Genomic DNA, 22,902 nt, shown 5'->3' on the forward strand with positions numbered 1-22,902 from the left:
CCCGGCTGTCCGCACTCAGCGCGGCTGAAATTCTCCGCACGGGCGGGGAAGGGCCTCCGCCCGTGCGAAGGCCCTTCCCCGCCGGTCGCCGTCCGGCAGCCTCAGCTCTTCTCGACGGACGCCTTCTCGACCGTCACGGCCTTCTTCGGGGCGCCGTCGCCCGCACCGCCCTCGACCCCGGCCTCGCCGACCTTCTCGACGGCCTTCAGCGAGGCGTCGTCCATCGTGCCGAACGGCGTGTAGGTGGGCGGGAGCTTGGTCTCCTTGTAGACCAGGAAGAACTGGCTGCCGCCGGAGTCCGGCTGGCCGGTGTTGGCCATCGCCACCGTGCCCGGCGGGTAGACGACCGTACCGTCGTCGCCCGCCTTGCCGAGCGCGTCCAGGTTCTCGTCCGGGATGTTGTAGCCCGGACCGCCCGTGCCGTCGCCCTTGGGGTCGCCGCACTGGAGCACGAAGATGCCCTGGGTGGTCAGCCGGTGGCACTTGGTGTCGTCGAAGTAGCCCTTGTCGGCGAGCGCCTTGAAGGAGTTCACGGTCTGCGGGGTCTTCGCCGCGTCCATCGAGAACGCGATGTCGCCCTGGCTCGTCGTGAGCGACATCGTGTACGTCGCCTTCTTGTCGATCTTCATCGCGGGGAGCGGGGCCTTGCTCTCGCTCTCCGAAGGCTCCGGAGTGGGGCTCTCGGTCGCCGCCGCCTCGCTCTTCTTGTCCTTGTCGTCGTCCTTGCCCGCCACGACGAACGCGCTCACGCCCACGACGGCGACCACGGCCACCGAGGCCGCGACGATCGCGGTGATGCGCCTCGTCCTGCGGCGGGCTTCCTCCCGGCGCTTCTGCTGGCGCTCGAACTTCTCCCGGGCGAGCTGCCGCCGCCGCTGTTCGCTGCTGGACACCGGTTGGGCTCCTTGTTACGTCGTGGATCGTCGGATGGGGGCCTGAGCTGCCCGTACCGTATATGGGTTACCTGTGTCATGAGGAGCGCCGGTAGGCTCTGATCCGCCGCATCCTTGTACTGCGGGCCGCATCCTCCGCCGAACATTAAGGACGATTGTGCTTATTGCCGGGTTCCCCGCCGGGGCCTGGGGGACCAACTGCTATCTGGTCGCCCCCGCCGCCGGTGAGGAGTGCGTGATCATCGACCCGGGCCACCAGGCCGCCCAGGGAGTCGAGGAAGCGCTGAAGAAGCATCGGCTCAAGCCCGTCGCCGTCGTTCTCACCCACGGCCACATCGACCACGTCGCCTCGGTCGTGCCCGTCTGCGGCGCCCACGACGTCCCCGCCTGGATCCACCCCGAGGACCGCTACATGATGAGCGACCCGGAGAAGGCGCTCGGCCGCTCCATCGGGATGCCGCTCATGGGCGAGCTCACCGTGGGGGAGCCGGACGACATCGAGGAGCTGACCGACGGGGCGAAGCTGAGCCTGGCCGGTCTGGAGTTCGGCGTCTCGCACGCGCCCGGCCATACCAAGGGGTCGGTGACGTTCGGGATGCCCGAGGCCGCGGACATCCCGCCGGTCCTCTTCTCGGGCGACCTGCTCTTCGCCGGCTCCGTCGGACGCACCGACCTGCCCGGCGGCGACCACGCCGAGCTGCTCGAGTCGCTGGCCCGTGTGTGCCTGCCGCTCGACGACTCGACCGTGGTGCTGTCCGGCCACGGCCCCCAGACGACCATCGGCCGCGAGCGCGCCACGAATCCGTTCCTGAACGGACTGGACGCGGCGCCGCGCCGAGGACTGTAGACGAGAGACGTAATCACGTGAGCACCTTTCAGGCCCCCAAGGGCACGTACGACCTGACCCCGCCCCGTTCCGCGACGTTCCTGGCGGTGCGCGAGGCGATCTCCGCGCCCCTGCGCGACTCCGGCTACGGCTACATCGAGACGCCCGGCTTCGAGAACGTCGAGCTGTTCGCGCGCGGAGTCGGCGAGTCCACCGACATCGTCACCAAGGAGATGTACACCCTCACCACCAAGGGCGGCGACCAGCTGGCGCTGCGCCCCGAGGGCACCGCCTCCGTCCTGCGCGCGGCCCTGGAGGGCAACCTCCACAAGGCCGGCAACCTCCCCGTCAAGCTCTGGTACTCCGGCTCGTACTACCGCTACGAGCGCCCGCAGGCGGGACGCTACCGCCACTTCTCGCAGGTCGGCGCCGAGGCCATCGGCACCGAGGACCCGGTCCTGGACGCCGAGCTGATCATCCTCGCCGACCAGGCCTACCGCTCGCTGGGCCTGCGCGAGTTCCGCATCCTGCTGAACTCGCTGGGCGACAAGGAGTGCCGCCCGGCCTACCGTGAGGCGCTCCAGAGCTTCCTGCGCGACCTGGACCTCGACGAGGAGACCCGGCGCCGCATCGAGATCAACCCGTTGCGCGTCCTGGACGACAAGCGGGCCGACGTGCAGAAGCAGCTGGCCGGCGCCCCGAAGCTCCGCGACCACCTGTGCGACCCGTGCAAGGCGTACCACGAAGAGGTCCGCGCCCTGCTCACGGCGGCCGGGGTCGCCTTCGAGGACGACGAGAAGCTGGTGCGCGGTCTCGACTACTACACCCGCACGACCTTCGAGTTCGTCCACGACGGTCTCGGCTCGCAGTCCGCGGTGGGCGGCGGCGGCCGCTACGACGGCCTCTCCGAGATGATCGGCGGCCCCGAGCTGCCGTCCGTCGGCTGGGCGCTCGGCGTGGACCGCACGGTCCTCGCCCTGGAGGCCGAGGGCGTCGAGCTGGACCTGCCCGCCACCACCAGCGTCTACGCGGTCCCGCTCGGCGAGGAGGCCCGCCGGGTGCTGTTCGGCGTCGTCACCGAGCTGCGCCGCGCGGGCATCGCCGCGGACTTCGCGTTCGGCGGCCGGGGCCTGAAGGGCGCGATGAAGAGCGCCAACCGCTCGGGCGCCCGCTACACCCTGGTCGCGGGCGAGCGCGATCTCGCCGAGGGCGTCGTCCAGCTCAAGGACATGGAGTCCGGCGAGCAGACCGCCGTACCGCTGGCCGAGGCCGCGGCGGAGCTGGCGAAGCGGCTCGGCTGAGCCGGCAGCGAGTGAAAGCGGCGCGGGCGGGAGGACACCAGGTCCTCCCGCCCGCGCCGCACCCGTCTACAGCAGCCCGTGGCGCATCGCCCCCGTCACCGCCGCCGTACGGTCGCTGACGCCGAGCTTGCCGAAGACGCGCAGCAAATGGGTCTTCACCGTCGACTCCCCGATGAACAGCCGCCGCCCGATCTCCGCGTTGGTGCACCCCTCCGCCACCAGCCGCAGCACCTGAGTCTCGCGCTCCGAGAGCCGGGGCACCTCCGGCGCTTCGCGCAACTGGTCCACCAGCCGGGTCGCCACCGTCGGCGCGAGCACCGTCTCGCCCCGGGCCGCGGCCCGGATCGCGTCCGCCAGCTCAGCCCGCCCCAGGTCCTTGAGCAGGTAGCCGGACGCGCCGGCCTCCACGGCGCGCAGGATGTCGCTGTCGCTCTCGTACGTGGTGAGCACGACGACCCGGCAGGGCAGAGCGGCCGCGCGGATTCGGCGGATCGATGCGACGCCGCCGCCGCCCGGCATCCGCAGGTCCATCAGCACGATGTCCGGCAGCAGCTCCGCGCAGAGCGCCTCGGCACGCGGACCGCTGGACGCCTCGCCCACCACGGTCAGGTCCGGCTCGGCATCGAGCATCCCGCGCAGCCCCTCCCGTACGACGGGGTGGTCGTCGGCCAGCAGGACTCGGATCATCAGGAACTCCCTCTGGGATGCTGGGCGCCGCCCGCGGACGGGGCGGCCGGTGGCAGCGGCAGGGACACCGTCACCGAGGTACCGGAGCCCGGCGTACTGCTGACCGTCGCGCGGCCGCCCGCCTCCTCGGTCCTGGCGCGTACGCCGTCGAGGCCGTAGCCCTCGCGCGGCGCGCGGGGGTCGAAGCCGCGCCCCTGGTCCCGTACGGACAGGGTCAGGGCGTCGGAGGAGTACGTCAGCAGCACGGTCACCGGCACGGACGCGCCCGCGTGTTTACGGGTGTTGGCGAGAGCCTCCTGGCAGGCGCGCAGGACGACGACCTCGTACGCGGTCGGCAGCGGACGGACGCCGCCGGTCACCGTCGAACGGGCGGGGGCGCCGGTCTGCGCGGTGTGCCGGTCGGTCAGCCGGTTCAGGGCGTCCGGCAGCGAGTTGCCCGCCAGATCGGCCGGTGATCCGCCGGCCACCAGGGCCCGTGCCTCGGCGAGGTTCTCCCGCGCGGTGCGGGTCATCAGCGCGACATGCCGCCGGGCCTGCGGCAGATCGTGCTCCAGCTCGGACTCGACGGCCTGGGAGAGCATCAGCAGGCTGGTGAACCCCTGGGCCAGCGTGTCGTGGATCTCCCGCGACATCCGCTCGCGCTCCGCCAGCGCCCCGTGTGCCGCCGACAGCCGGGCGATCTCCTCGCGGCCCGCCTCCAGCTCGGCGATCAGCGTGGCCCGGTCCCGGCTCTGGGCGATGATCCGCATCGTCCACTGCCCCAGGAACGCGCTGAACGCGAACGTCGCCACCGCCAGCAGCAGCCGGAAGACCCCCTCGCCCAACGACGGCCGCCACAGCAGCGTCCAGCCCGCGAACGGCACCGCGCCCATGATGCCCAGCACCCACAGCGCACCCCGCAGCCGCAGCAGCATGAAGCACTGCGGGGCCAGCGCGAACGTGACGAGCTGCGTCTCGTTCACCAGGACCGCCGTGGGCAGGAACAGGAGCATCGCCCCCACCACGTACCGGCGGGCGGGCCCCTGGCCCCCGGTGTCGTCCAGCACGGCCGGGCGGCCCACCAGGACGTACCAGGGCAGGTTCAGCGCCACGATCGAGGCCGCCACCGCCCGCAACGGCCACGAGGGCTGGGCGGCACCGAGGACCACGGCGAGCGTGACCGCCCAGACGACGGCGAAGTATCCGTCCCAGGGGCGCAGCGACCGGACCCAGACGTCGGAGTCGCGCGCGCCGTCCGCCCCGGTCAGCCGTCGCGCCGGCTCTTCCAGCGAAACGTCAGCAGACACAGCAGCAATCCTCCGATGCACCACGCGCCCAGCACCAGGGCGATCCGGCCGAACTCCCAGTCGCCCGCCTGCTCCAGCACGGCGGCCGATTCGGGCAGGAAGACCCCGCGAAAGCCCTGGCACATCCACTTCAGCGGGAACAGGGCGCCGATGTTCAGCATCCAGTCCGGGAGTTGGCTCGCCGGAATGTAGACGCCGGAGACGAACTGGAGCACCAGGAACGGCAGGATGACCACCGAGCCCGCGCTCCGGCCCGAACCGGGCAGGCTGCTGATCGCGATGCCGAGCAGCGCGCAGGCCGCCGTCCCGAGGAGGAAGATCCAGCCGAACGTCAGCCAGCTGGACACGTCCCCGGGCAGGTCAAGATCGTACAGTCCGACTCCGACCGTCAGCAGGACGGCCGCCTCCAGGGCTCCGGTGACCAGGACCAGCCACACCTTTCCCAGGAAGTAGGCGGCGGGCGGCATCGGTGTGGAGATCAGCCGGCGCAGCAGCCGCTCGTCGCGCTCGATCGCGATGGAGATGCCGAGCGACTGGAAGCTGGTCGCCATGATGCCCGCCCCGAGCATCGCGGCCACGTAGATCCGCGAGACGGGGACCTCGCCGTCCGCCACCTCGCCGCCGAAGATCGAGGCGAGCAGCACCAGGAGGACGACGGGGAAGGCGAGCGAGAAGACGACCTGGTCGCGCAGGCGGAAGAACTGCTTCAGCTCCAGCCCGCCGCGCAGCAGACCCAGGCGCCACGCACCCGGCAGGCCGGTGGTGTCCCGCGCGGTCATCGGACGGCCTCCGACTGCCCGGTGAGCCGCAGGTAGACGTCCTCGAGCGTGGGCCGGGTGACCAGCAGTCCCGGGACCTCTCCGCCGAACCGGCCGGCGAGCGCGGTGACCGTACGGGCCGGCGTCGTGGTCTCCTCGGAGCGCGGCGATCCGTCGGAATCCGTCCACTTGACCGTGGCGCGGGTGCCGTACCGGGTCCGCAGTTCCGCCGGCGTGCCCTCGGCGACCGCGGTGCCCGAGGCGACGACCACGAGGCGGTCGGCGAGCGCCTCGGCCTCCTCCAGGTAGTGCGTGGTCAGGAGGATGGTGGTGCCGTCGTCCGCGAGGAGCCGTATCAGCTCCCAGAACTGCCGCCGGGCGGCCGGATCGAAACCGGTGGTCGGCTCGTCGAGCAGGAGCAGTTCGGGGGAGCCGATCACTCCGAGCGCCACGTCGAGACGGCGGCGCTGACCGCCCGAGAGGGCCTTGGTCCGGGATCCCGCCTTCGCCTCCAGACCGACCAGGGCGATGGTCTCGTCGGGGTCGCGCGGACGCGGGTAGTAACGGGCGAAGTGCCGGACCGTCTCCCGTACCGTCAACTCGGCGGGAGCGGATTCATCCTGCCAGACGATCCCGACCCGGGACCGTTGACGGCGGTCGGCCGTCGCGGGGTCGACGCCGAGAACCTCCACCTGGCCGCCGTCCCGGTCCCGCTGCCCCTGGAGCACTCCCACACAGGTGCTCTTCCCGGCGCCGTTCGGGCCGAGCAGCCCGCACACCTCGCCGCGCCGGATGCCCAGGTCCAGGCCGTCCAGCGCGGTCACACCGCCGTATCGCTTGCGCAGTCCGCGCACGTCCACCACGAGTTCCGTCATGGGTCCGAGCCTTCCGTGCGGCCGGCGGTCCGCGGCCCACCGGACGTACATCTTTATGTCCATCGAACGGTGGACCGGTACGGGGGTGCGGCACAATGACCTTGCCCGGCTGACCACTCGGTGACGGAACGGCGATATGACGACTGCAGCGGTAGACCACGATCTCTCCTCCGATCAGGACGAGGGCGGCCCCAAGGGCACCTTCGGGGCCGGACGCGGTCTGGCCCTGCTTCTGGTGATCACCGGAGCGGCCGGCCTGTTGGCCTCCTGGGTGATCACGATCGACAAGTTCAAGCTGCTGGAGGACCCCTCCTTCACCCCCGGCTGCAGCCTCAACCCCGTCGTCGCGTGCGGCAACATCATGAAGAGCGAGCAGGCCTCCGCGTTCGGGTTCCCCAACCCGATGCTGGGTCTGGTCACGTACGGCATGGTCATCGCGATCGGGATGGGCCTGCTCGCCGGCGCCCGCTACCGCAGCTGGTTCTGGCTCGGGCTGAACGCCGGGACGCTGTTCGGCGTGGGCTTCTGCACCTGGCTCCAGTACCAGTCGCTGTACAACATCAACTCGCTCTGCCTGTGGTGCTGCCTGGCCTGGGTCGCCACCATCGTCATGTTCTGCTACGTGACGACGCACAACGTCAAGCACCGCATCCTCCCGGCCCCGGCCTGGCTGCGCAGCGGGCTCACCGAATTCCCCTGGGTGCTTCCGGTGATGTGGATCGGGATCATCGGCATGCTGATCCTGACCCGCTGGTGGGACTTCTGGACCAGCTGATCGCCGGGCCACTCCCGTAGGCGGCCCTGTCAGCGGGGTCGCTTAGGCTTCATGGCGTGGAGCCCGACCTCTTTACCGCAGCCGCCGAAGACCGCCAGGAGAAGGACCCGTCCGGCAGCCCCCTCGCCGTCCGGATGCGTCCGCGCACCCTCGACGAGGTCGTCGGCCAGCAGCATCTGCTGAAGCCGGGCTCGCCCCTGCGCCGCCTCGTCGGCGACGGGGGCGGTCCGGCGGGGGCGTCCTCCGTCATCCTGTGGGGCCCGCCCGGCACCGGTAAGACGACCCTGGCGTACGTGGTCAGCAAGGCCACCAACAAGCGTTTCGTGGAGCTCTCCGCGATCACCGCGGGCGTCAAGGAGGTCCGGGCCGTCATCGAGAGCGCGCGCCGCGCCACCGGCGGGTTCGGCAAGGAGACCGTCCTCTTCCTGGACGAGATCCACCGCTTCTCCAAGGCCCAGCAGGACTCCCTGCTGCCCGCCGTGGAGAACCGCTGGGTCACCCTCATCGCCGCCACCACGGAGAATCCGTACTTCTCGGTCATCTCTCCGCTGCTCTCGCGCTCCCTGCTGCTCACCCTGGAGCCGCTGACCGACGAGGACCTGCGCTCCCTGCTGCGCCGGGCGCTGACCGAGGAACGGGGCCTCGGCGGGGCGGTCGCCCTGCCCGAGGACGCCGAGGCGCATCTGCTGCGCATCGCGGGCGGGGACGCGCGCCGGGCGCTCACCGCGCTGGAGGCCGCGGCCGGTGCGGCCATCGCCACGCAGGAGGCGGAGATCACGCTGGAGACGGTCGAGGCGACCGTCGACCGGGCCGCCGTGAAGTACGACCGTGACGGCGACCAGCACTACGACGTGGCCAGCGCCCTCATCAAGTCGATCCGCGGCTCCGACGTGGACGCCGCGCTGCACTATCTGGCCCGGATGATCGAGGCGGGGGAGGACCCCCGGTTCATCGCCCGACGGCTGATGATCTCGGCCAGCGAGGACATCGGGCTCGCGGATCCCACCGCGCTGCCGACGGCGGTGGCGGCCGCCCAGGCCGTCGCCATGATCGGTTTCCCGGAGGCCGCGCTCACCCTCAGCCACGCCACCATCGCGCTGGCGCTCGCCCCCAAGTCCAACGCGGCGACGCTGGCGATCTTCGCCGCGCAGGACGACGTGCGCAGAGGCCTCGCCGGTCCCGTCCCGGCCCATCTGCGCGACGGTCACTACAAGGGCGCCGCCAAGCTCGGCCACGCCCAGGGCTATGTCTACCCGCACGACGTGCAGGGCGGTATCGCCGCGCAGCAGTACGCCCCGGACGCCGTCCGCGGCCGGCAGTACTACACACCCACCCGCTACGGTGCCGAGGCGCGGTACGCGGACGTCGTCGAGCGGGTCCGCGAGCGCCTCGGCCGCGCCGGCGAGGCCGGCGAGCAGGGGTAAGAGGTTCTCACCCCGTCCCGGTCAGGACGCGGCCGCCTCGAAGAGGGTGTGGAGGGCGCGGCGCAGCCCGGTGACGTCCCGCACGGGCTCGGGGAACTCGAAGCGGGCGTCGAAGCACGCGTCCCGGCTCTCGACGAAGCGGACCCGCAGCCCGAAGCGGTCCAGCGCCACGGGCACCGCGCTCGGCCGGTCCGGCGCGCAGGTCCGGGCGGTCCGCTCGCCCAGCAGCCCGCACAGGGTGCGCAGCTGCTCCTCGTGGGCGGACGCCAGATGCTGGAGCAGTTCCGCCTCGTGGCGGGCCAGTGGGTCGGGGGCCGCGTCGCGGAAGTCCTCCGGCTCGATGCCCTCGGCGCCCCAGAGGTCGTCCACGGACGCCTCGCCGAACTCCAGGCGCAGCATCATCCGGCCGGGCTCGGCGATGCCGGGGACGGAGGTGAGCCAGCCGGAGACCCGGGCGCGGCCGCGGATCCGGTGCGGTACGGAGACGGGAGCGACGTCCGTGATCTCCAGCACGGCGGTCAGCTCGTCGCCCTGTGCGTGCGTCGCGGCCCGTACCGCCGGGGAATCCGCGGGGAATTCGAGGAACACGTCCCCCTCGGGCCCCACGGTCCGGCTGTCCGGGACCGGGTGGCCGGCCCGGGCCGGATCGAGCCCCGGTACGAGCAGCTGCGCGGAGCAGGTACTCTGTACGAGAGTTCGTGTGCGCTCGGCTGCTGACGGCATCCGAGTGATCTCTGGCCCGCTGGGACGCGGCTGACCACGATCTGATCGGCCTTCCGTCGTAGCAGCACCCTTCTTCGAGGTGCTGCCGCTGTCTGTGCTGTCCGTGACGTGAGTGGTGTTCCCAGGGCGAGACATGCGATCTCCTTGAGTAAGGTAAGCCTAACCTAACCTACAACGGAGGTCTGGAGAACGTGCCTAACCAGTCGCGTCCCAAGGTCAAGAAGTCGCGTGCCCTCGGCATCGCCCTGACGCCCAAGGCTGTCAAGTACTTCGAAGCTCGTCCGTACCCGCCGGGCGAGCACGGCCGTGGCCGCAAGCAGAACTCGGACTACAAGGTCCGTCTGCTGGAGAAGCAGCGCCTGCGTGCGCAGTACGACATCAGCGAGCGCCAGATGGCGCGCGCCTACGACCGCGCCCGCAAGGCCGAGGGCAAGACGGGCGAGGCGCTGGTCGTCGAGCTCGAGCGCCGTCTCGACGCCCTGGTCCTGCGTTCGGGCATCGCCCGCACCATCTACCAGGCCCGTCAGATGGTCGTCCACGGCCACATCGAGGTCAACGGTGGCAAGGTCGACAAGCCGTCCTTCCGCGTGCGCCCGGACGACATCGTCCAGGTCCGCGAGCGCAGCCGCTCCAAGGTCCCCTTCCAGGTGGCCCGCGAGGGTGGTTACGACACCGAGGGCGAGACCCCGCGCTACCTCCAGGTGAACCTGAAGGCCCTGGCCTTCCGCCTGGACCGGGACCCGAACCGCAAGGAGATCCCGGTGATCTGCGACGAGCAGCTCGTCGTCGAGTACTACGCCCGCTGATCCAGGCGTAGCCGCTCTCACCAGCGCTCCGGCCCGCCCCTCCCTGTCATCCGGGAGGCGGCGGGCCTTCGCGTTCCCGGCCCGGCGGGCCCCGGTACCCCGCCCGCGCCCGGTACGTCCGCCGGTGCGCCCGGTCCGCCACCCGCCAGGGCCCGGTCGACCGCCGTGACCGGATCCAGCCGGCGGCCCGCCCGCAGCCCCTCCTCGTACGCCGCCTTCCCCAGCTCCCGGCGCGCCCGCTCCTCGCACTCCACCCGCGGCCGCCCGTAGAACGCCGAGCCGAACAGCTGCAGCCCCACCGACGGCCAGATGCCCTCCGCCGCGCCCTGGAGCACGGCGGCCTCCCCGGCGTCCCCCTCCACCGCCGTCACCAGCGCCAGCAGCTCCAGCGACAGCACCGTGCCCAGCAGGTCGTTGAACGTCCGGCCGATCGTCAGGCACTCGCCGAGCATCTGCCGAGCCCGTGCCGGCCGGCCCCGCCGCAGCGCCGCGTACGCCAGCACGTACAGCGCGTACGCCAGGGCCCACCGCTCCCCGTGGTCCTCGCAGATCTCCCGGACCTCGTCGCAGATCACCGCCGCCGCGTCCAGATCGCCCAGGAACGCCACCGCCATGGCCAGCTCGACCTGCGCCATCAGGACGTTGCTGTTCAGCTCGCCGACCTCGCGGTACCGCCCGAGCGCCTCCCGCAGCAGTTCCTCGGCGCGCGGCATGTCGTCCGTCACGATCGCCAGACACCCCGTCCGGTGCACCGCGTACGCCAGCGCCGTCGCGTCCCCGCAGCGCTCGGCCTCCTCCCGGCACTCCTGGAGCGCCGAGATCGCGGCCACCGCGTCGCCCTGCAACACCGCCACATAGCCCAGCACCCAGAGCACCTTCAGCCGCGCGGCGTGGTGCGGAGCCGGCTCCTCCAGGACATGGTCCAGCCAGTGCCGCCCCTCGGACAGCCGCCCGCAGCCGGCCCAGTAGAACCACAGGGTGCCCGCCAGATGCTGCGCGAGATGCACCTCGTCGGGGCTCTCCATCGAATATTCCATCGCCCGGCGAAGATTGGGCAGTTCGCCGTCGATCCGCGCCGCCACCTCCGCCTGGCGCGGACTGAACCAGTCCAGCTCGCACCAGGTCGCGAGCCCCAGGAACCAGTCCCGGTGCCGGCGTCGCAGCCGCGGGGTGTCCCCGGCGGCCGCCAGCCACTGCGCCCCGTAGGCGCCGACCGTGGCCAGCAGTCGGTAGCGGGCCCCGGCCGGGCCGTCCTCGCGCTCCACCACCGACTGCGCGATCAGCTCGTCCAGTACGTCGAGCACCGAGTCGGCGGGCAGGTCCGCCCCGCCGCAGATGTACTCGGCGGCCTCCAGGTCGAACTGCCCGGCGAACACCGAGAGCCGCGCCCACAGCAGCCGCTGCTCGGGCGTGCACAGCTCATGGCTCCAGCCGATCGCCGTCCGCAGCGTCCGGTGGCGCGGCGGCGCACCGCGGCGGCCGCCGGTCAGCAGCCGGAACCGGTCGTCGAGGCGCAGCAGCACCTGCTCCACCGAGAGGGCGCGCAGCCGCCCGGCCGCCAGTTCCAGGGCCAGCGGAATGCCGTCCAGGCGTTGGCAGAGCTCCAGTACGGTCGCCCGCTCGTCCGCCGCGGGCGCCCAGTCCGGCCGGACCCCGCGCGCCCGTTCGGTGAAGAGCTCCACCGCGTCCCCGTCGGCCAGCGGGGCGAGCGGGTACGTCCGTTCCCCCTCCACCCGCAGCGGGCAGCGCCCGGCCGCGAGCACCTGCAGGCCAGGGGCCCGGCGCAGCAGATCCGTGACGAGGTCGGCGCAGGCGTCGACGAGGTGCTCGAAGCTGTCGATCACCAGCAGGGTCCGGCGTTCGCGGAGATGCCCGACGAGGACGGCGCGCGGCGGCCGTCTGGTGTGATCGGTCAGCCCCAGGGCGTCGATCAGGGCGTGTTCCAGCAGGCCGGCATCGCGGACGGTGGACAGGTCGGCCAGCAGAACCCCGTCGCAGTACCGTTTCTCCCGGAGCGCGGCGACCCTGATGACGCACCGGGTCTTGCCCACCCCCGCCACCCCGGCGACCGTGACGAGGCGCGACTCCTCCAGCAGCCCGTCCAGCTCCGCCAGTTCGCCCTCGCGGCCCACGAACCGGGTCAGTTCGGCCGGCAGGGTGCCGGGCGCCGCCGCGGGAGAGGCGTCGGGATCGTCGGGATTCGGGCAGGGGTCCTGCAGGCGTCGCATGAAACACGGAGCGTACTGGCTTGAAAGCTCTCCGTACAATCTCGCCGGACAACTCCCGCCCGGCCCGCGGGGAATGCGGTAGGGGAGGAGATGCGCGGCGCGATAGGCTCGTGGGACGACGATCGGGCGCGCCGGCGGCAGCCGGGCGGCACCGACGCAGACAAGCCCCCGAAGGGGGCGATCGACAAGCAGAGAGCGGTGCACAGTGTCCGGTGGAGAGGTGGCCGGGATTCTCGTGGCCGTCTTCTGGGCGATCCTGGTCTCGTTTCTCGCCGTGGTGCTGGTGAGGCTCGCCCAGACGCTCAGGGCGACCACCAAACTCGTCGCGGACGTGACCGAACAGGCCGTTCCGCTGCTGGCCGACGCCTCGGCGACGGTGCGCTCCGCGCAGACCCAGCTGGACAAGGTCGACGCCATCGCGAGTGACGTCCAGGAGGTCACCTCCAACGCCTCCGCGCTCTCCACCACCGTCGCCTCCACCTTCGGCGGCCCCCTCGTCAAGGTCGCCGCCTTCGGCTACGGCGTACGGCAGGCGCTCGGCCGCCGCGGCGAGCCCGAGCCGGAGCCGGCGCGGGGCCGCGGCTCCGCCCGCCGTGCGGTGATCGTCGGCCGGACCGTACCCTCGGCGCGCGGACGCAGGCGCGAACGCCGAGACGCCCGCGGACAGAAGGACTGATCGAGCGATGTTCCGCCGCACGTTCTGGTTCACCGCCGGCGCAGCCGCCGGTGTGTGGGCCACCACCAAGGTCAACCGCAAGCTCAGGCAGCTGACCCCCGAGAGCCTCGCGGCCCAGGCCGCCGACAAGGCGATCGAGACCGGTCACAAGCTCAAGGACTTCGCCCTCGACGTACGCGAGGGCATGGTCCGGCGCGAAGCCGAACTGGGCGGCGCCCTCGGTCTGGAGGCCCCGGTCGACCAGGATCTTCCGGTGCAACGCCACTGGGCCGTCGAAGCCGCCGAACCCGCCGCGCACGCGAAGGCGTACCGCAGGCTTCCCTCCACGCCGAACACCGGCACCACCAACCACACCGACAACTCGAACAACCGGAATGAGGACCACTGATGGAGTCGGCTGAAATTCGCCGCCGCTGGCTGAGCTTCTTCGAGGAGCGCGGTCACACTGCCGTGCCCTCGGCGTCGCTCATCGCGGACGACCCGACTCTGCTGCTGGTCCCCGCGGGCATGGTTCCCTTCAAGCCGTACTTCCTCGGCGAGGTCAAGCCGCCCGCCCCGCGCGTCACCAGCGTGCAGAAGTGCGTGCGCACGCCGGACATCGAAGAGGTCGGCAAGACCACCCGCCACGGCACCTTCTTCCAGATGTGCGGCAACTTCTCCTTCGGGGACTACTTCAAGGAAGGGGCCATCAAGCTCGCCTGGGAGGCCCTGACCAACTCCGTCGAGGACGGCGGCTACGGCCTCGACCCCGAGAAGCTCTGGATCACCGTCTACCTCGACGACGACGAGGCCGAGGCCATCTGGCGCGACAAGATCGGCGTCCCCGCCGAGCGCATCCAGCGTCTGGGCAAGAAGGACAACTTCTGGTCCATGGGCGTCCCCGGACCCTGCGGCCCCTGCTCCGAGATCAACTACGACCGCGGCCCCGAGTTCGGCGTCGAGGGCGGCCCGGCCGTCAACGACGAGCGCTACGTGGAGATCTGGAACCTGGTCTTCATGCAGTACGAGCGCGGTGCGGGCGACGGCAAGGAGGACTTCCCGATCCTCGGGGACCTGCCGTCCAAGAACATCGACACCGGTCTCGGCCTCGAACGCCTGGCGATGATCCTCCAGGGCGTACAGAACATGTACGAGACCGACACCCTGCGCGTCGTCATGGACAAGGCCACCGAGCTGACCGGCGTCCGCTACGGCGCGGACCGGTCCACGGACGTCTCGCTCCGCGTCGTCGCCGACCACATCCGTACGTCGGTCATGCTCATCGGTGACGGCGTCACCCCGGGCAACGAGGGCCGCGGCTACGTGCTGCGCCGCATCATGCGCCGCGCCATCCGCAACATGCGCCTCCTGGGCGCCACCGGCACGGTCGTCAAGGACCTGATCGACGTCGTGATCGACACGATGGGGCTGCAGTACCCGGAGCTGATCACCGACCGGAAGCGCATCGAGACGGTGGCGCTCGCCGAGGAGGCCGCCTTCCTCAAGGCCCTCAAGGGCGGCACCAACATCCTGGAGACCGCGGTCACCGAGACCAAGGCCGCCGGTGGCAAGGTCCTGGCCGGGGACAAGGCGTTCCTGCTCCACGACACCTGGGGCTTCCCGATCGACCTCACCCTGGAGATGGCCGCCGAGCAGGGGCTCTCCGTGGACGAGGACGGCTTCCGCCGCCTCATGCAGGAGCAGCGCGACAAGGCCAAGGCCGACGCCCGCGCCAAGAAGACCGGTCACGCCGACCTCTCCGCCTACCGCGAGGTCGCGGACACCTCCGGCGCCACGGAGTTCACCGGCTACACCAGCGTGGCCGGCGAGTCCACCATCGTCGGTCTGCTCGTCGACGGCGTGCCCTCGCCCGCCGCCACCGAGGGCGACGAGGTCGAGGTCGTCCTCGACCGCACCCCCTTCTACGCCGAGGGCGGCGGCCAGCTCGCCGACACCGGCCGCATCCGGCTCGACACGGGCGCCGTGATCGAGGTCCGCGACGTCCAGAAGCCGGTCCCCGGCGTCCACGTCCACAAGGGCGTCGTCCAGGTCGGCGAGGTCACGGTCGGGGCGCCGGTCTTCGCCTCCATCGACGCCACCCGCCGCCGGGCCATCGCCCGCGCCCACAGCGCCACCCACCTGACCCACCAGGCGCTGCGCGACGCGCTCGGCCCGACGGCCGCCCAGGCCGGCTCCGAGAACTCCCCGGGCCGCTTCCGGTTCGACTTCGGTTCGCCCGCGGCCGTCCCCGGCACGGTCCTCACCGACGTGGAGCAGCGGATCAACGAGGTCCTCTCCCGGGAGCTGGACGTCCAGGCCGAGGTCATGTCCATCGACGAGGCCAAGAAGCAGGGGGCCATCGCCGAGTTCGGCGAGAAGTACGGCGAGCGGGTCCGCGTCGTCACCATCGGCGACTTCTCCAAGGAGCTGTGCGGCGGCACCCACGTCCACAACACCGCCCAGCTGGGTCTGGTGAAGCTGCTCGGCGAGTCCTCCATCGGCTCCGGCGTGCGCCGCATCGAGGCACTGGTGGGCGTGGACGCCTACAACTTCCTCGCCAAGGAGCACACGGTCGTCGCCCAGCTCCAGGAGCTGGTCAAGGGCCGGCCCGAGGAGCTGCCCGAGAAGATCGCGGGCATGCTCGGCAAGCTGAAGGACGCCGAGAAGGAGATCGAGAAGTTCCGCGCGGAGAAGGTCCTCGCGGCCGCCGCCGGGCTCGTCGAGTCCGCCCAGGACGTCCGCGGTGTCGCCCTGGTCACCGGCCAGGTCCCCGACGGCACCTCCGCCGACGACCTGCGCAAGCTGGTCCTGGACGTGCGCGGACGCATCCAGGGCGGCCGCCCGGCCGTCGTGGCCCTGTTCACCACGGCCAACGGCCGCCCCCTCACCGTCATCGCCACAGACGAGGCCGCCCGCGAGCGGGGTCTCAAGGCCGGTGACCTCGTCCGTACGGCCGCGAAGACCCTCGGCGGCGGTGGCGGCGGCAAGCCCGACGTCGCCCAGGGCGGCGGCACGAACCCGGCCGCGATCGCGGACGCCGTCGCCGCGGTCGAACGCCTCGTCACCGAGACGGCGTGACGACGGAGATGACGCAGATGCGCCGAGGGCGGCGGCTCGCCGTCGACGTCGGGGACGCGAGGATCGGGGTCGCCTCGTGCGACCCCGACGGGATCCTGGCCACGCCGGTGGAGACCGTGCCGGGACGCGATGTCCCGGCCGCCCACCGGCGGCTCCGCCGACTCGTCGAGGAGTACGAGCCGATCGAGGTCGTCCTCGGCCTGCCGCGCTCGCTCGGCGGCGGCGAGGGCCCCGCGGCCGCGAAGGTCCGGGAGTTCGCGCAGACGTTCGCCCGGTCGATCGCGCCGGTCCCGGTGCGGCTGGTGGACGAGAGGATGACCACAGTGACGGCGGCCCAGGGCATGCGCGCCTCGGGCGTGAAGTCCAAGAAGGGCCGGTCTGTCATCGACCAGGCTGCCGCTGTGGTGATCCTCCAGAACGCTCTGGAGTCCGAACGGGCGTCAGGTAATCCCCCGGGCGAGGGCGTCGAAGTGGTTGTCTGATCGCGATACGGTAACGTTCCGCGCGATGCGGCGGTGTTCGAATAAACCGCACAGCGAAGCGAAGAGACGGAACGTCGTCTCGCGGCTCTAGGGGATCGATGACTGAGTATGGCCGGGGCCCCGGCTCCGAACCGTGGCATCCCGAGGATCCCCTGTACGGGGACCAGGGATGGGGAGGCCGGCAGGCCGCCCACGGCCAGGGCCAGTACGGCGACCAGCAGCAGTCCTACCAGCAGGACCCCTATGCCCAGCAGTACCAGGGCCATCAGCCGCAGGAGCCGTACGCGCAGCATCAGCAGTACGGTCAGCAGCATCAGCAGTACGACCAGCAGCAGAACCACCAGCAGTACGGTGCGCCCCAGCACGACCCGTACGCGCAGCAGCCCGGTGCCCAGCCCCAGTACAACGGCGGCTGGGACACCGGTCAGCAGTCCGCCATGGCGTACGGGGCCGAGCCCCAGGACCCGTACGCGCAGCACCCGGGCGCGTACGACACGGGCCAGGACCACTACGGCACGCCGGAGGCCTACCCTCCGCCGCAGCCCCCCGGCCGCCGCGAGGCCGCGCCCGGACAGCAGCAGTCCCGGCAGGAGCCGACGGACTGGGGTGCGGACGAGCCGCAGGAGGAGACGCACCCCTTCTTCACCGGTGCGGACGCCCCGGCCGGCCGTGAGCCGCGCGACGACGACGATGACCCGGACGACGACGGATCGCGCTCCTCGCGCCGCGACCGCGGGGGCGACGAGCGCCGGGGCGGCAAGGGCAAGAAGAAAAAGAGCCGTAGCGGCGTCGCCTGCCTGGTGGTCTCCGTCGTCCTGGTCGGCGGCCTCGGTGGTGTCAGCTACGTCGGCTACACCTTCTGGCAGAAACAGTTCGGCGCCCCGGCCGACTACACCGGGTCGGGCACCGGCGAGCAGGTCGAGGTCGAGATCCCCGAGGGCGCGTTCGGGTACGACATCGCCAACATCCTGCGCAAGAAGGGCGTCATCAAGTCCTCCGACGCGTTCGTCGCGGCGCAGAACGACAACCCGAAGGGCAAGTCCCTCCAGGCCGGGGTCTATCTCCTGAAGAAGGAGATGTCGGCGGCCAGCGCGATCTCGCTGATGCTCGACCCGAAGAGCCAGAACCCGTTCGTGATCCCCGAGGGGACGCGCAACGCGACGGTCTACGAGATGATCGACAAGCGGCTCGAGCTCAAGAAGGGCACCACCGCCGACATCGCCAAGACCAAGGCGGAGAGCCTCGGTCTGCCGGACTGGGCGGACGACAACCCGGACGTGAAGGACCCGCTGGAAGGCTTCCTCTACCCGGCGGCCTACCCGGTCGCCAAGGGGTCCAAGCCCGAGGACGCGCTGAAGCGGATGGTCACGCGGGCGAACAAGGAGTACGGGAAGGTCGACCTGGAGGCCAGCGCCAAGAAGCTCGGCCTGAAGACCCCGTGGGAGCTCGTGACCGTCGCGAGCCTCGTGCAGGTCGAGGGCAAGTACAAGCACGACTTCGACAAGGTCGCGCGGGTCGTCTACAACCGGCTCAAGCCGGGCAACATGGAGACCGTCGGACGGCTGGAATTCGACTCCACGGTCAACTACATCAAGAACGAGAGCACGCTGGACGTCGGTGCCGTCGACGACCTCCGGAAGATCGACGACCCGTACAACACGTACAAGATCATCGGGCTGCCGTCCGGCCCGATCAGCAACCCCGGCGCGGACGCCCTGCACTCGGCCATGAATCCCACACCGGGCCCCTGGTACTACTTCGTCTCGATCAACGAGGACAAGACCGTCTTCGCCGAGACCAACGAAGAGCACGAGAGGAACCGGCGGGAGTACGAGGACGGGAAGGCCGGCCAGTGAGCGAGCCACGCCGGGCCGCCGTCCTCGGCTCGCCCATCGCCCACTCCCTCTCCCCGGTCCTGCACCGCGCCGCCTACGCCGAACTCGGCCTGGAGCACTGGTCCTACGACCGGTTCGAGGTCGACGAGGCGGCGCTGCCCGGGTTCGTCGAAGGGCTGGACGCCTCCTGGGCGGGGCTGTCCCTGACCATGCCGCTCAAGCGCGCGATCATCCCGCTGCTCGACGAGGTCAGCGCGACGGCCGCCTCCGTGGAGGCCGTCAACACGGTCGTGTTCACCGAGGACGGCCGCCGCGTGGGCGACAACACCGACATCCCCGGCATGGTCGCCGCCCTGCGGGAACGCGGCGTCGACAAGGTGGAATCCGCCGCCGTCCTCGGCGCCGGCGCCACCGCCTCCTCCGCGCTGGCCGCGCTCGCCGTGGTCTGCGCCGGGCCGGTCACGGCGTACGTGCGCAGCCCCGAGCGGGCGGGGGAGATGCGCGGCTGGGGCGAGCGGCTCGGGGTCGACGTCATCACCGCCGACTGGGCGGACGCGGCGGCGGCACTGAGCGCACCCCTGGTCATCGCCACCACCCCGGCGGGCGCCACCGACCCCTTCACCGGCTCCGTCCCCCGCGCCCCGGGCATCCTCTTCGACGTGCTGTACGAGCCGTGGCCCACCGCCCTGGCCGCCGCGTGGTCCGCCCGCGGCGGGGCGGTCGTCGGCGGGCTCGACCTCCTCGTGCACCAGGCGCTGCTGCAGGTCGAGCAGATGACCGGCCGGATCCCCGCGCCCCTGGCCGCCATGCGGCACGCCGGGGAAGCCGCGCTCGCTTCCCGCTGACGGCCGGCCACGAGGCTTCGTGGGAGTCGCCGGTCCGTCTGCTGGACCGGCGACCGGATCGTGTGCCCGTTCGTGGGAGGATCGGGGGTGGCGGGCCAGGGCCGCGCACCCGGTGGCGCCGTTGGATTTCAGGCGCGAGCAAGAGGAGCACCGTTGAGCAGGTTGCGCTGGCTGACCGCGGGGGAGTCGCACGGACCCGCACTGGTGGCGACGCTGGAGGGTCTTCCCGCCGGTGTCCCGATCACCACGGAGATGGTGGCGGAGGCGCTGGCCCGGCGGCGGCTCGGTTACGGCCGCGGTGCGCGGATGAAGTTCGAGAAGGACGAGGTCACCTTCCTCGGCGGCGTACGCCACGGGCTCACCATGGGCTCCCCGGTCGCCGTCATGATCGGCAACACCGAGTGGCCCAAGTGGGAACAGGTCATGGCGGCCGACCCGGTCGACCCCGAGGAGCTGGCCCAGCTCGCCCGCAACGCCCCGCTGACCCGGCCCCGGCCCGGCCACGCCGACCTCGCGGGGATGCAGAAGTACGGCTTCGACGAGGCCCGGCCGGTCCTGGAGCGCGCCAGCGCCCGGGAGACCGCCGCCCGCGTGGCCCTCGGGACCGTCGCGCGCTCCTACCTCAAGGAGACCGCGGGCATCGAGATCGTCAGCCATGTCGTCGAGCTGGCCGCGGCCAAGGCGCCCTACGGCGTCGTCCCGGTCCCCGGTGACGTGGAGAAGCTGGACGCCGATCCGGTCCGCTGCCTGGACGCCGACGCGTCCAAGGCGATGGTGGCCGAGATCGACCAGGCCCACAAGGACGGCGACACCCTCGGCGGCGTCGTCGAGGTGCTCGCGTACGGCGTGCCCGTCGGGCTCGGCTCGCACGTGCACTGGGACCGGCGCCTGGACGCCCGGCTCGCCGCGGCCCTCATGGGCATCCAGGCGATCAAGGGCGTCGAGGTCGGCGACGGCTTCGAGCTGGCCCGGGTCCCCGGCTCGAAGGCGCACGACGAGATCGTCAACACCGAGGACGGCATCAAGCGGACCTCCGGGCGGTCCGGCGGCACCGAGGGCGGCCTGACCACCGGTGAGCTGCTGCGCGCCCGCGCCGCGATGAAGCCCATCGCGACCGTGCCGCGCGCGCTGGCCACCGTGGACGTCACCACCGGCGAGGCCACCAAGGCCCACCACCAGCGCTCCGACGTCTGCGCCGTCCCGGCCGCGGGCATCGTCGCGGAGGCGATGGTCGCCCTGGTCCTGGCCGACGCGGTCGCGGAGAAGTTCGGCGGCGACAGCGTGGCCGAGACCCGCCGCAACGTCCAGTCGTACCTCGACCACCTCCAGATCCGATGAGCGGCCCCCTGGTCGTCCTCGTCGGCCCGATGGGCGTCGGCAAGTCCACCGTCGGCGAACTCCTCGCCGCCCGGCTCGGCACCACCTACCGGGACACCGACGCGGACGTCGTCGCCGAGGCCGGCAAGCCGATCGCGGAGATCTTCTACGACGAGGGCGAGGAGCACTTCCGCGCCCTGGAGCGCCGCGCCGTCGCCGCGGCCGTCGCCGGGCACCCGGGCGTCCTCTCCCTCGGCGGCGGGGCCGTCCTGGACGGGGCGACCAGGGAGCTGCTGGCCGGCCGGCCGGTCGTCTACCTCTCCATGGACGTGGACGAGGCCGTCCGCCGCGTCGGGCTCGGCGCGGCCCGCCCGCTGCTCGCGGTCAACCCGCGCCGGCAGTGGCGCGAGCTGATGGACGCCCGCCGCCATCTGTACGAGGAGGTCGCCCGTACCGTCGTCGCGACCGACGAGCACACCCCCGAAGAGGTCGCCCAGGCGATCATCGACGCACTGGAACTGCCGGAGGGCCCAGCCGCCCCCGGCGTGGAGAACACCGGCATGACGCAGCAGGGTCCCACCCGCATCCAGGTCGCAGGCTCCGCGGGCTCCGACCCGTACGAGGTCCTCGTCGGCCACCAGCTCCTCGGCGAGCTGCCCCAGCTCATCGGCGACCGCGCGAAGCGGGTCGCCGTCCTGCACCCGGAAGCGCTCGCCGAGACCGGTGAGGCGGTCCGTGAGGACCTCGCCGAACAGGGGTACGAGGCCATCGCGATCCAGCTGCCCAACGCGGAGGAGGCCAAGACCGCCGAGGTCGCCGCCTACTGCTGGAAGGCGCTGGGCCAGACCGGCTTCACCCGCACCGACGTCATCGTCGGCATCGGCGGCGGGGCCACCACGGACGTCGCCGGGTTCGTCGCCGCCACCTGGCTGCGCGGGGTGCGCTGGATCGCGATCCCCACCACCGTGCTCGGCATGGTCGACGCGGCCGTCGGCGGCAAGACCGGCATCAACACCGCCGAGGGCAAGAACCTCGTGGGCGCCTTCCACCCGCCCGCCGGGGTCCTCTGCGACCTCGCCGCCCTCGCATCGCTGCCGGTCCACGACTACGTCTCCGGCATGGCCGAGGTCATCAAGGCCGGGTTCATCGCCGACCCCGTCATCCTCGACCTGGTCGAGTCCGACCCCGAGGGGGCCCGTACCCCCTCCGGGCCGCACACCGCCGAGCTGATCGAGCGGTCCATCCGGGTCAAGGCCGAGGTCGTCTCCAGCGACCTCAAGGAGTCCGGACTCCGCGAGATCCTCAACTACGGCCACACCCTGGGCCACGCGATCGAGAAGAACGAGCGCTACAAGTGGCGTCACGGGGCCGCCGTCTCCATCGGCATGGTCTTCGCCGCCGAGCTGGGCCGGCTCGCCGGACGCCTCGACGACGCCACCGCCGACCGGCACCGGACGATCCTGGAGTCGGTGGGCCTGCCGCTCACCTACCGCGGCGACCAGTGGCCCAAGCTGCTGGAGAACATGAAGGTCGACAAGAAGTCCCGCGGCGACCTGCTGCGCTTCATCGTCCTGGACGGCATCGGCAAGCCCACCGTCCTGGAGGGCCCCGACCCGGCCGTGCTGCTCGCCGCCTACGGGGAGGTCTCCGCGTGACCCGCAGGGTCCTCGTCCTCAACGGCCCCAACCTCGGCCGGCTCGGCTCGCGCGAGCCCGACGTCTACGGGGCCACCTCCTACGCCGGACTCGTCGACACCTGCACCACGCTCGGCAAGGAGCTCGGCTTCGACGTCGACGTACGGGAGACCAACGACGAGGGCGAACTGATCCGCTGGCTCCACGAGGCGGCGGACGGATCGGTCCCGGTCGTCCTCAACCCGGGCGCGTTCACGCACTACTCCTACGGCATGCGGGACGCGGCCGCCCAGCGCACCGCCCCGCTGATCGAGGTGCACATCTCCAACCCGTACACCCGCGAGGAGTTCCGCCACACCTCGGTGGTCGCCGCGGTGGCCACGGGCACGGTGGCCGGTTTCGGCATCGGCTCCTACCGGCTCGCCCTGCGCGCTCTGGCCGACGAACTGACGGACTGACACCCGCGCCGTACGT

General features: G+C 71.7%; 21 protein-coding genes. 14 read left to right on the forward strand and 7 right to left on the reverse strand.

Annotated features, from left to right (window positions below):
• Window positions 1–101: 101 nt before the first annotated feature.
• Entirely contained in the window at window positions 102–893 is a 792-nt protein-coding gene (locus KME66_RS29345; RefSeq protein WP_073222434.1) for a peptidylprolyl isomerase, read from the reverse strand.
• A 157-nt stretch (window positions 894–1,050) separates the two neighbouring features.
• Between KME66_RS29345 and KME66_RS29350 the strand changes: the two genes are divergently transcribed.
• Window positions 1,051–1,740, forward strand: a complete 690-nt coding sequence (locus KME66_RS29350) for an MBL fold metallo-hydrolase (protein ID WP_073222436.1) — start codon at window positions 1,051–1,053, stop codon at window positions 1,738–1,740.
• Between the two features lie 17 nt (window positions 1,741–1,757).
• Window positions 1,758–3,020, forward strand: a complete 1,263-nt coding sequence (gene hisS, locus KME66_RS29355; RefSeq protein ID WP_073222439.1) for a histidine--tRNA ligase — start codon at window positions 1,758–1,760, stop codon at window positions 3,018–3,020.
• A 66-nt stretch (window positions 3,021–3,086) separates the two neighbouring features.
• On the opposite strand, the gene KME66_RS29360 is transcribed toward hisS, so the two are convergent.
• Genes KME66_RS29360 through KME66_RS29375 form a run of 4 tightly spaced genes read right to left on the reverse strand, consistent with a single transcriptional unit; the run spans window position 3,087 to window position 6,626 of the window.
• On the reverse strand, window positions 3,087–3,707 hold the full coding sequence (locus KME66_RS29360; RefSeq protein ID WP_073222441.1) for a response regulator transcription factor: 621 nt from the start codon (window positions 3,705–3,707) through the stop codon (window positions 3,087–3,089).
• Window positions 3,707–4,993 (reverse strand): sensor histidine kinase, encoded by a 1,287-nt coding sequence (locus tag KME66_RS29365; protein ID WP_216327785.1) that lies wholly within the window; start codon window positions 4,991–4,993, stop codon window positions 3,707–3,709. Before KME66_RS29365 ends, KME66_RS29360 begins: the two co-directional genes overlap by 1 nt.
• Complete coding sequence (locus KME66_RS29370; RefSeq protein WP_073222445.1) at window positions 4,951–5,772, reverse strand: ABC transporter permease; 822 nt, start codon at window positions 5,770–5,772, stop codon at window positions 4,951–4,953. The genes KME66_RS29365 and KME66_RS29370 overlap by 43 nt, the downstream gene beginning before the upstream one ends.
• On the reverse strand, window positions 5,769–6,626 hold the full coding sequence (locus KME66_RS29375; RefSeq protein WP_216327788.1) for an ABC transporter ATP-binding protein: 858 nt from the start codon (window positions 6,624–6,626) through the stop codon (window positions 5,769–5,771). The genes KME66_RS29370 and KME66_RS29375 overlap by 4 nt, the downstream gene beginning before the upstream one ends.
• A 136-nt stretch (window positions 6,627–6,762) precedes the next feature.
• Here KME66_RS29375 and KME66_RS29380 point away from each other — a divergent pair, with 136 nt between their 5' ends.
• Together KME66_RS29380 and KME66_RS29385 are read left to right on the forward strand one after the other, a co-directional pair.
• Window positions 6,763–7,401 (forward strand): vitamin K epoxide reductase family protein, encoded by a 639-nt coding sequence (locus tag KME66_RS29380; protein ID WP_073222447.1) that lies wholly within the window; start codon window positions 6,763–6,765, stop codon window positions 7,399–7,401.
• 56 nt (window positions 7,402–7,457) lie between these two features.
• Entirely contained in the window at window positions 7,458–8,825 is a 1,368-nt protein-coding gene (locus KME66_RS29385) for a replication-associated recombination protein A (protein ID WP_216327792.1), read from the forward strand.
• 21 nt (window positions 8,826–8,846) lie between these two features.
• Here the strand turns inward: KME66_RS29385 and KME66_RS29390 are convergent, their stop codons facing one another.
• Entirely contained in the window at window positions 8,847–9,548 is a 702-nt protein-coding gene (locus KME66_RS29390; protein WP_073222452.1) for a DUF2470 domain-containing protein, read from the reverse strand.
• A gap of 191 nt (window positions 9,549–9,739) precedes the next feature.
• Here KME66_RS29390 and rpsD point away from each other — a divergent pair, with 191 nt between their 5' ends.
• Window positions 9,740–10,354: a 30S ribosomal protein S4 gene (rpsD, locus tag KME66_RS29395; RefSeq protein ID WP_073222454.1), complete on the forward strand. Its 615-nt coding sequence runs from the start codon at window positions 9,740–9,742 to the stop codon at window positions 10,352–10,354.
• Between the two features lie 17 nt (window positions 10,355–10,371).
• Here rpsD and KME66_RS29400 read toward each other — a convergent pair whose 3' ends face one another.
• Window positions 10,372–12,582, reverse strand: coding sequence for a regulator (locus KME66_RS29400; protein WP_216327795.1), 2,211 nt, complete (start codon window positions 12,580–12,582; stop codon window positions 10,372–10,374).
• A gap of 220 nt (window positions 12,583–12,802) precedes the next feature.
• Here KME66_RS29400 and KME66_RS29405 point away from each other — a divergent pair, with 220 nt between their 5' ends.
• The 9 genes from KME66_RS29405 to aroQ all read left to right on the forward strand — a co-directional run bounded on the left by KME66_RS29405 (window position 12,803) and on the right by aroQ (window position 22,886).
• Window positions 12,803–13,258 carry a DUF948 domain-containing protein gene (locus KME66_RS29405; RefSeq protein ID WP_073222458.1) on the forward strand — a complete coding sequence of 152 codons (456 nt, stop codon included), beginning with the start codon at window positions 12,803–12,805 and terminating at the stop codon, window positions 13,256–13,258.
• 7 nt (window positions 13,259–13,265) lie between these two features.
• Window positions 13,266–13,646, forward strand: coding sequence for a DUF6167 family protein (locus KME66_RS29410; protein WP_073222460.1), 381 nt, complete (start codon window positions 13,266–13,268; stop codon window positions 13,644–13,646).
• Complete coding sequence (gene alaS / locus KME66_RS29415; protein WP_216327797.1) at window positions 13,646–16,315, forward strand: alanine--tRNA ligase; 2,670 nt, start codon at window positions 13,646–13,648, stop codon at window positions 16,313–16,315. Before KME66_RS29410 ends, alaS begins: the two co-directional genes overlap by 1 nt.
• 8 nt (window positions 16,316–16,323) lie before the next feature.
• A complete protein-coding gene (ruvX, locus tag KME66_RS29420) occupies window positions 16,324–16,797 on the forward strand; it encodes a Holliday junction resolvase RuvX (RefSeq protein WP_178379025.1) in 474 nt (157 codons plus the stop codon).
• Window positions 16,798–16,895: 98 nt separating this feature from the next.
• Window positions 16,896–18,653, forward strand: coding sequence for an endolytic transglycosylase MltG (gene mltG / locus KME66_RS29425; RefSeq protein WP_216327800.1), 1,758 nt, complete (start codon window positions 16,896–16,898; stop codon window positions 18,651–18,653).
• Window positions 18,650–19,477, forward strand: coding sequence for a shikimate dehydrogenase (locus KME66_RS29430; protein WP_216327814.1), 828 nt, complete (start codon window positions 18,650–18,652; stop codon window positions 19,475–19,477). Before mltG ends, KME66_RS29430 begins: the two co-directional genes overlap by 4 nt.
• 153 nt (window positions 19,478–19,630) lie before the next feature.
• Window positions 19,631–20,815: a chorismate synthase gene (gene aroC, locus KME66_RS29435; protein ID WP_216327817.1), complete on the forward strand. Its 1,185-nt coding sequence runs from the start codon at window positions 19,631–19,633 to the stop codon at window positions 20,813–20,815.
• Entirely contained in the window at window positions 20,812–22,449 is a 1,638-nt protein-coding gene (gene aroB / locus KME66_RS29440) for a 3-dehydroquinate synthase (RefSeq protein WP_216327819.1), read from the forward strand. Before aroC ends, aroB begins: the two co-directional genes overlap by 4 nt.
• Window positions 22,446–22,886 carry a type II 3-dehydroquinate dehydratase gene (gene aroQ / locus KME66_RS29445; protein ID WP_073222477.1) on the forward strand — a complete coding sequence of 147 codons (441 nt, stop codon included), beginning with the start codon at window positions 22,446–22,448 and terminating at the stop codon, window positions 22,884–22,886. Before aroB ends, aroQ begins: the two co-directional genes overlap by 4 nt.
• The last annotated feature ends 16 nt before the right edge of the window (window positions 22,887–22,902 follow it).

This window comes from Streptomyces sp. YPW6 (assembly GCF_018866325.1).
GTDB lineage: Bacteria > Actinomycetota > Actinomycetes > Streptomycetales > Streptomycetaceae > Streptomyces.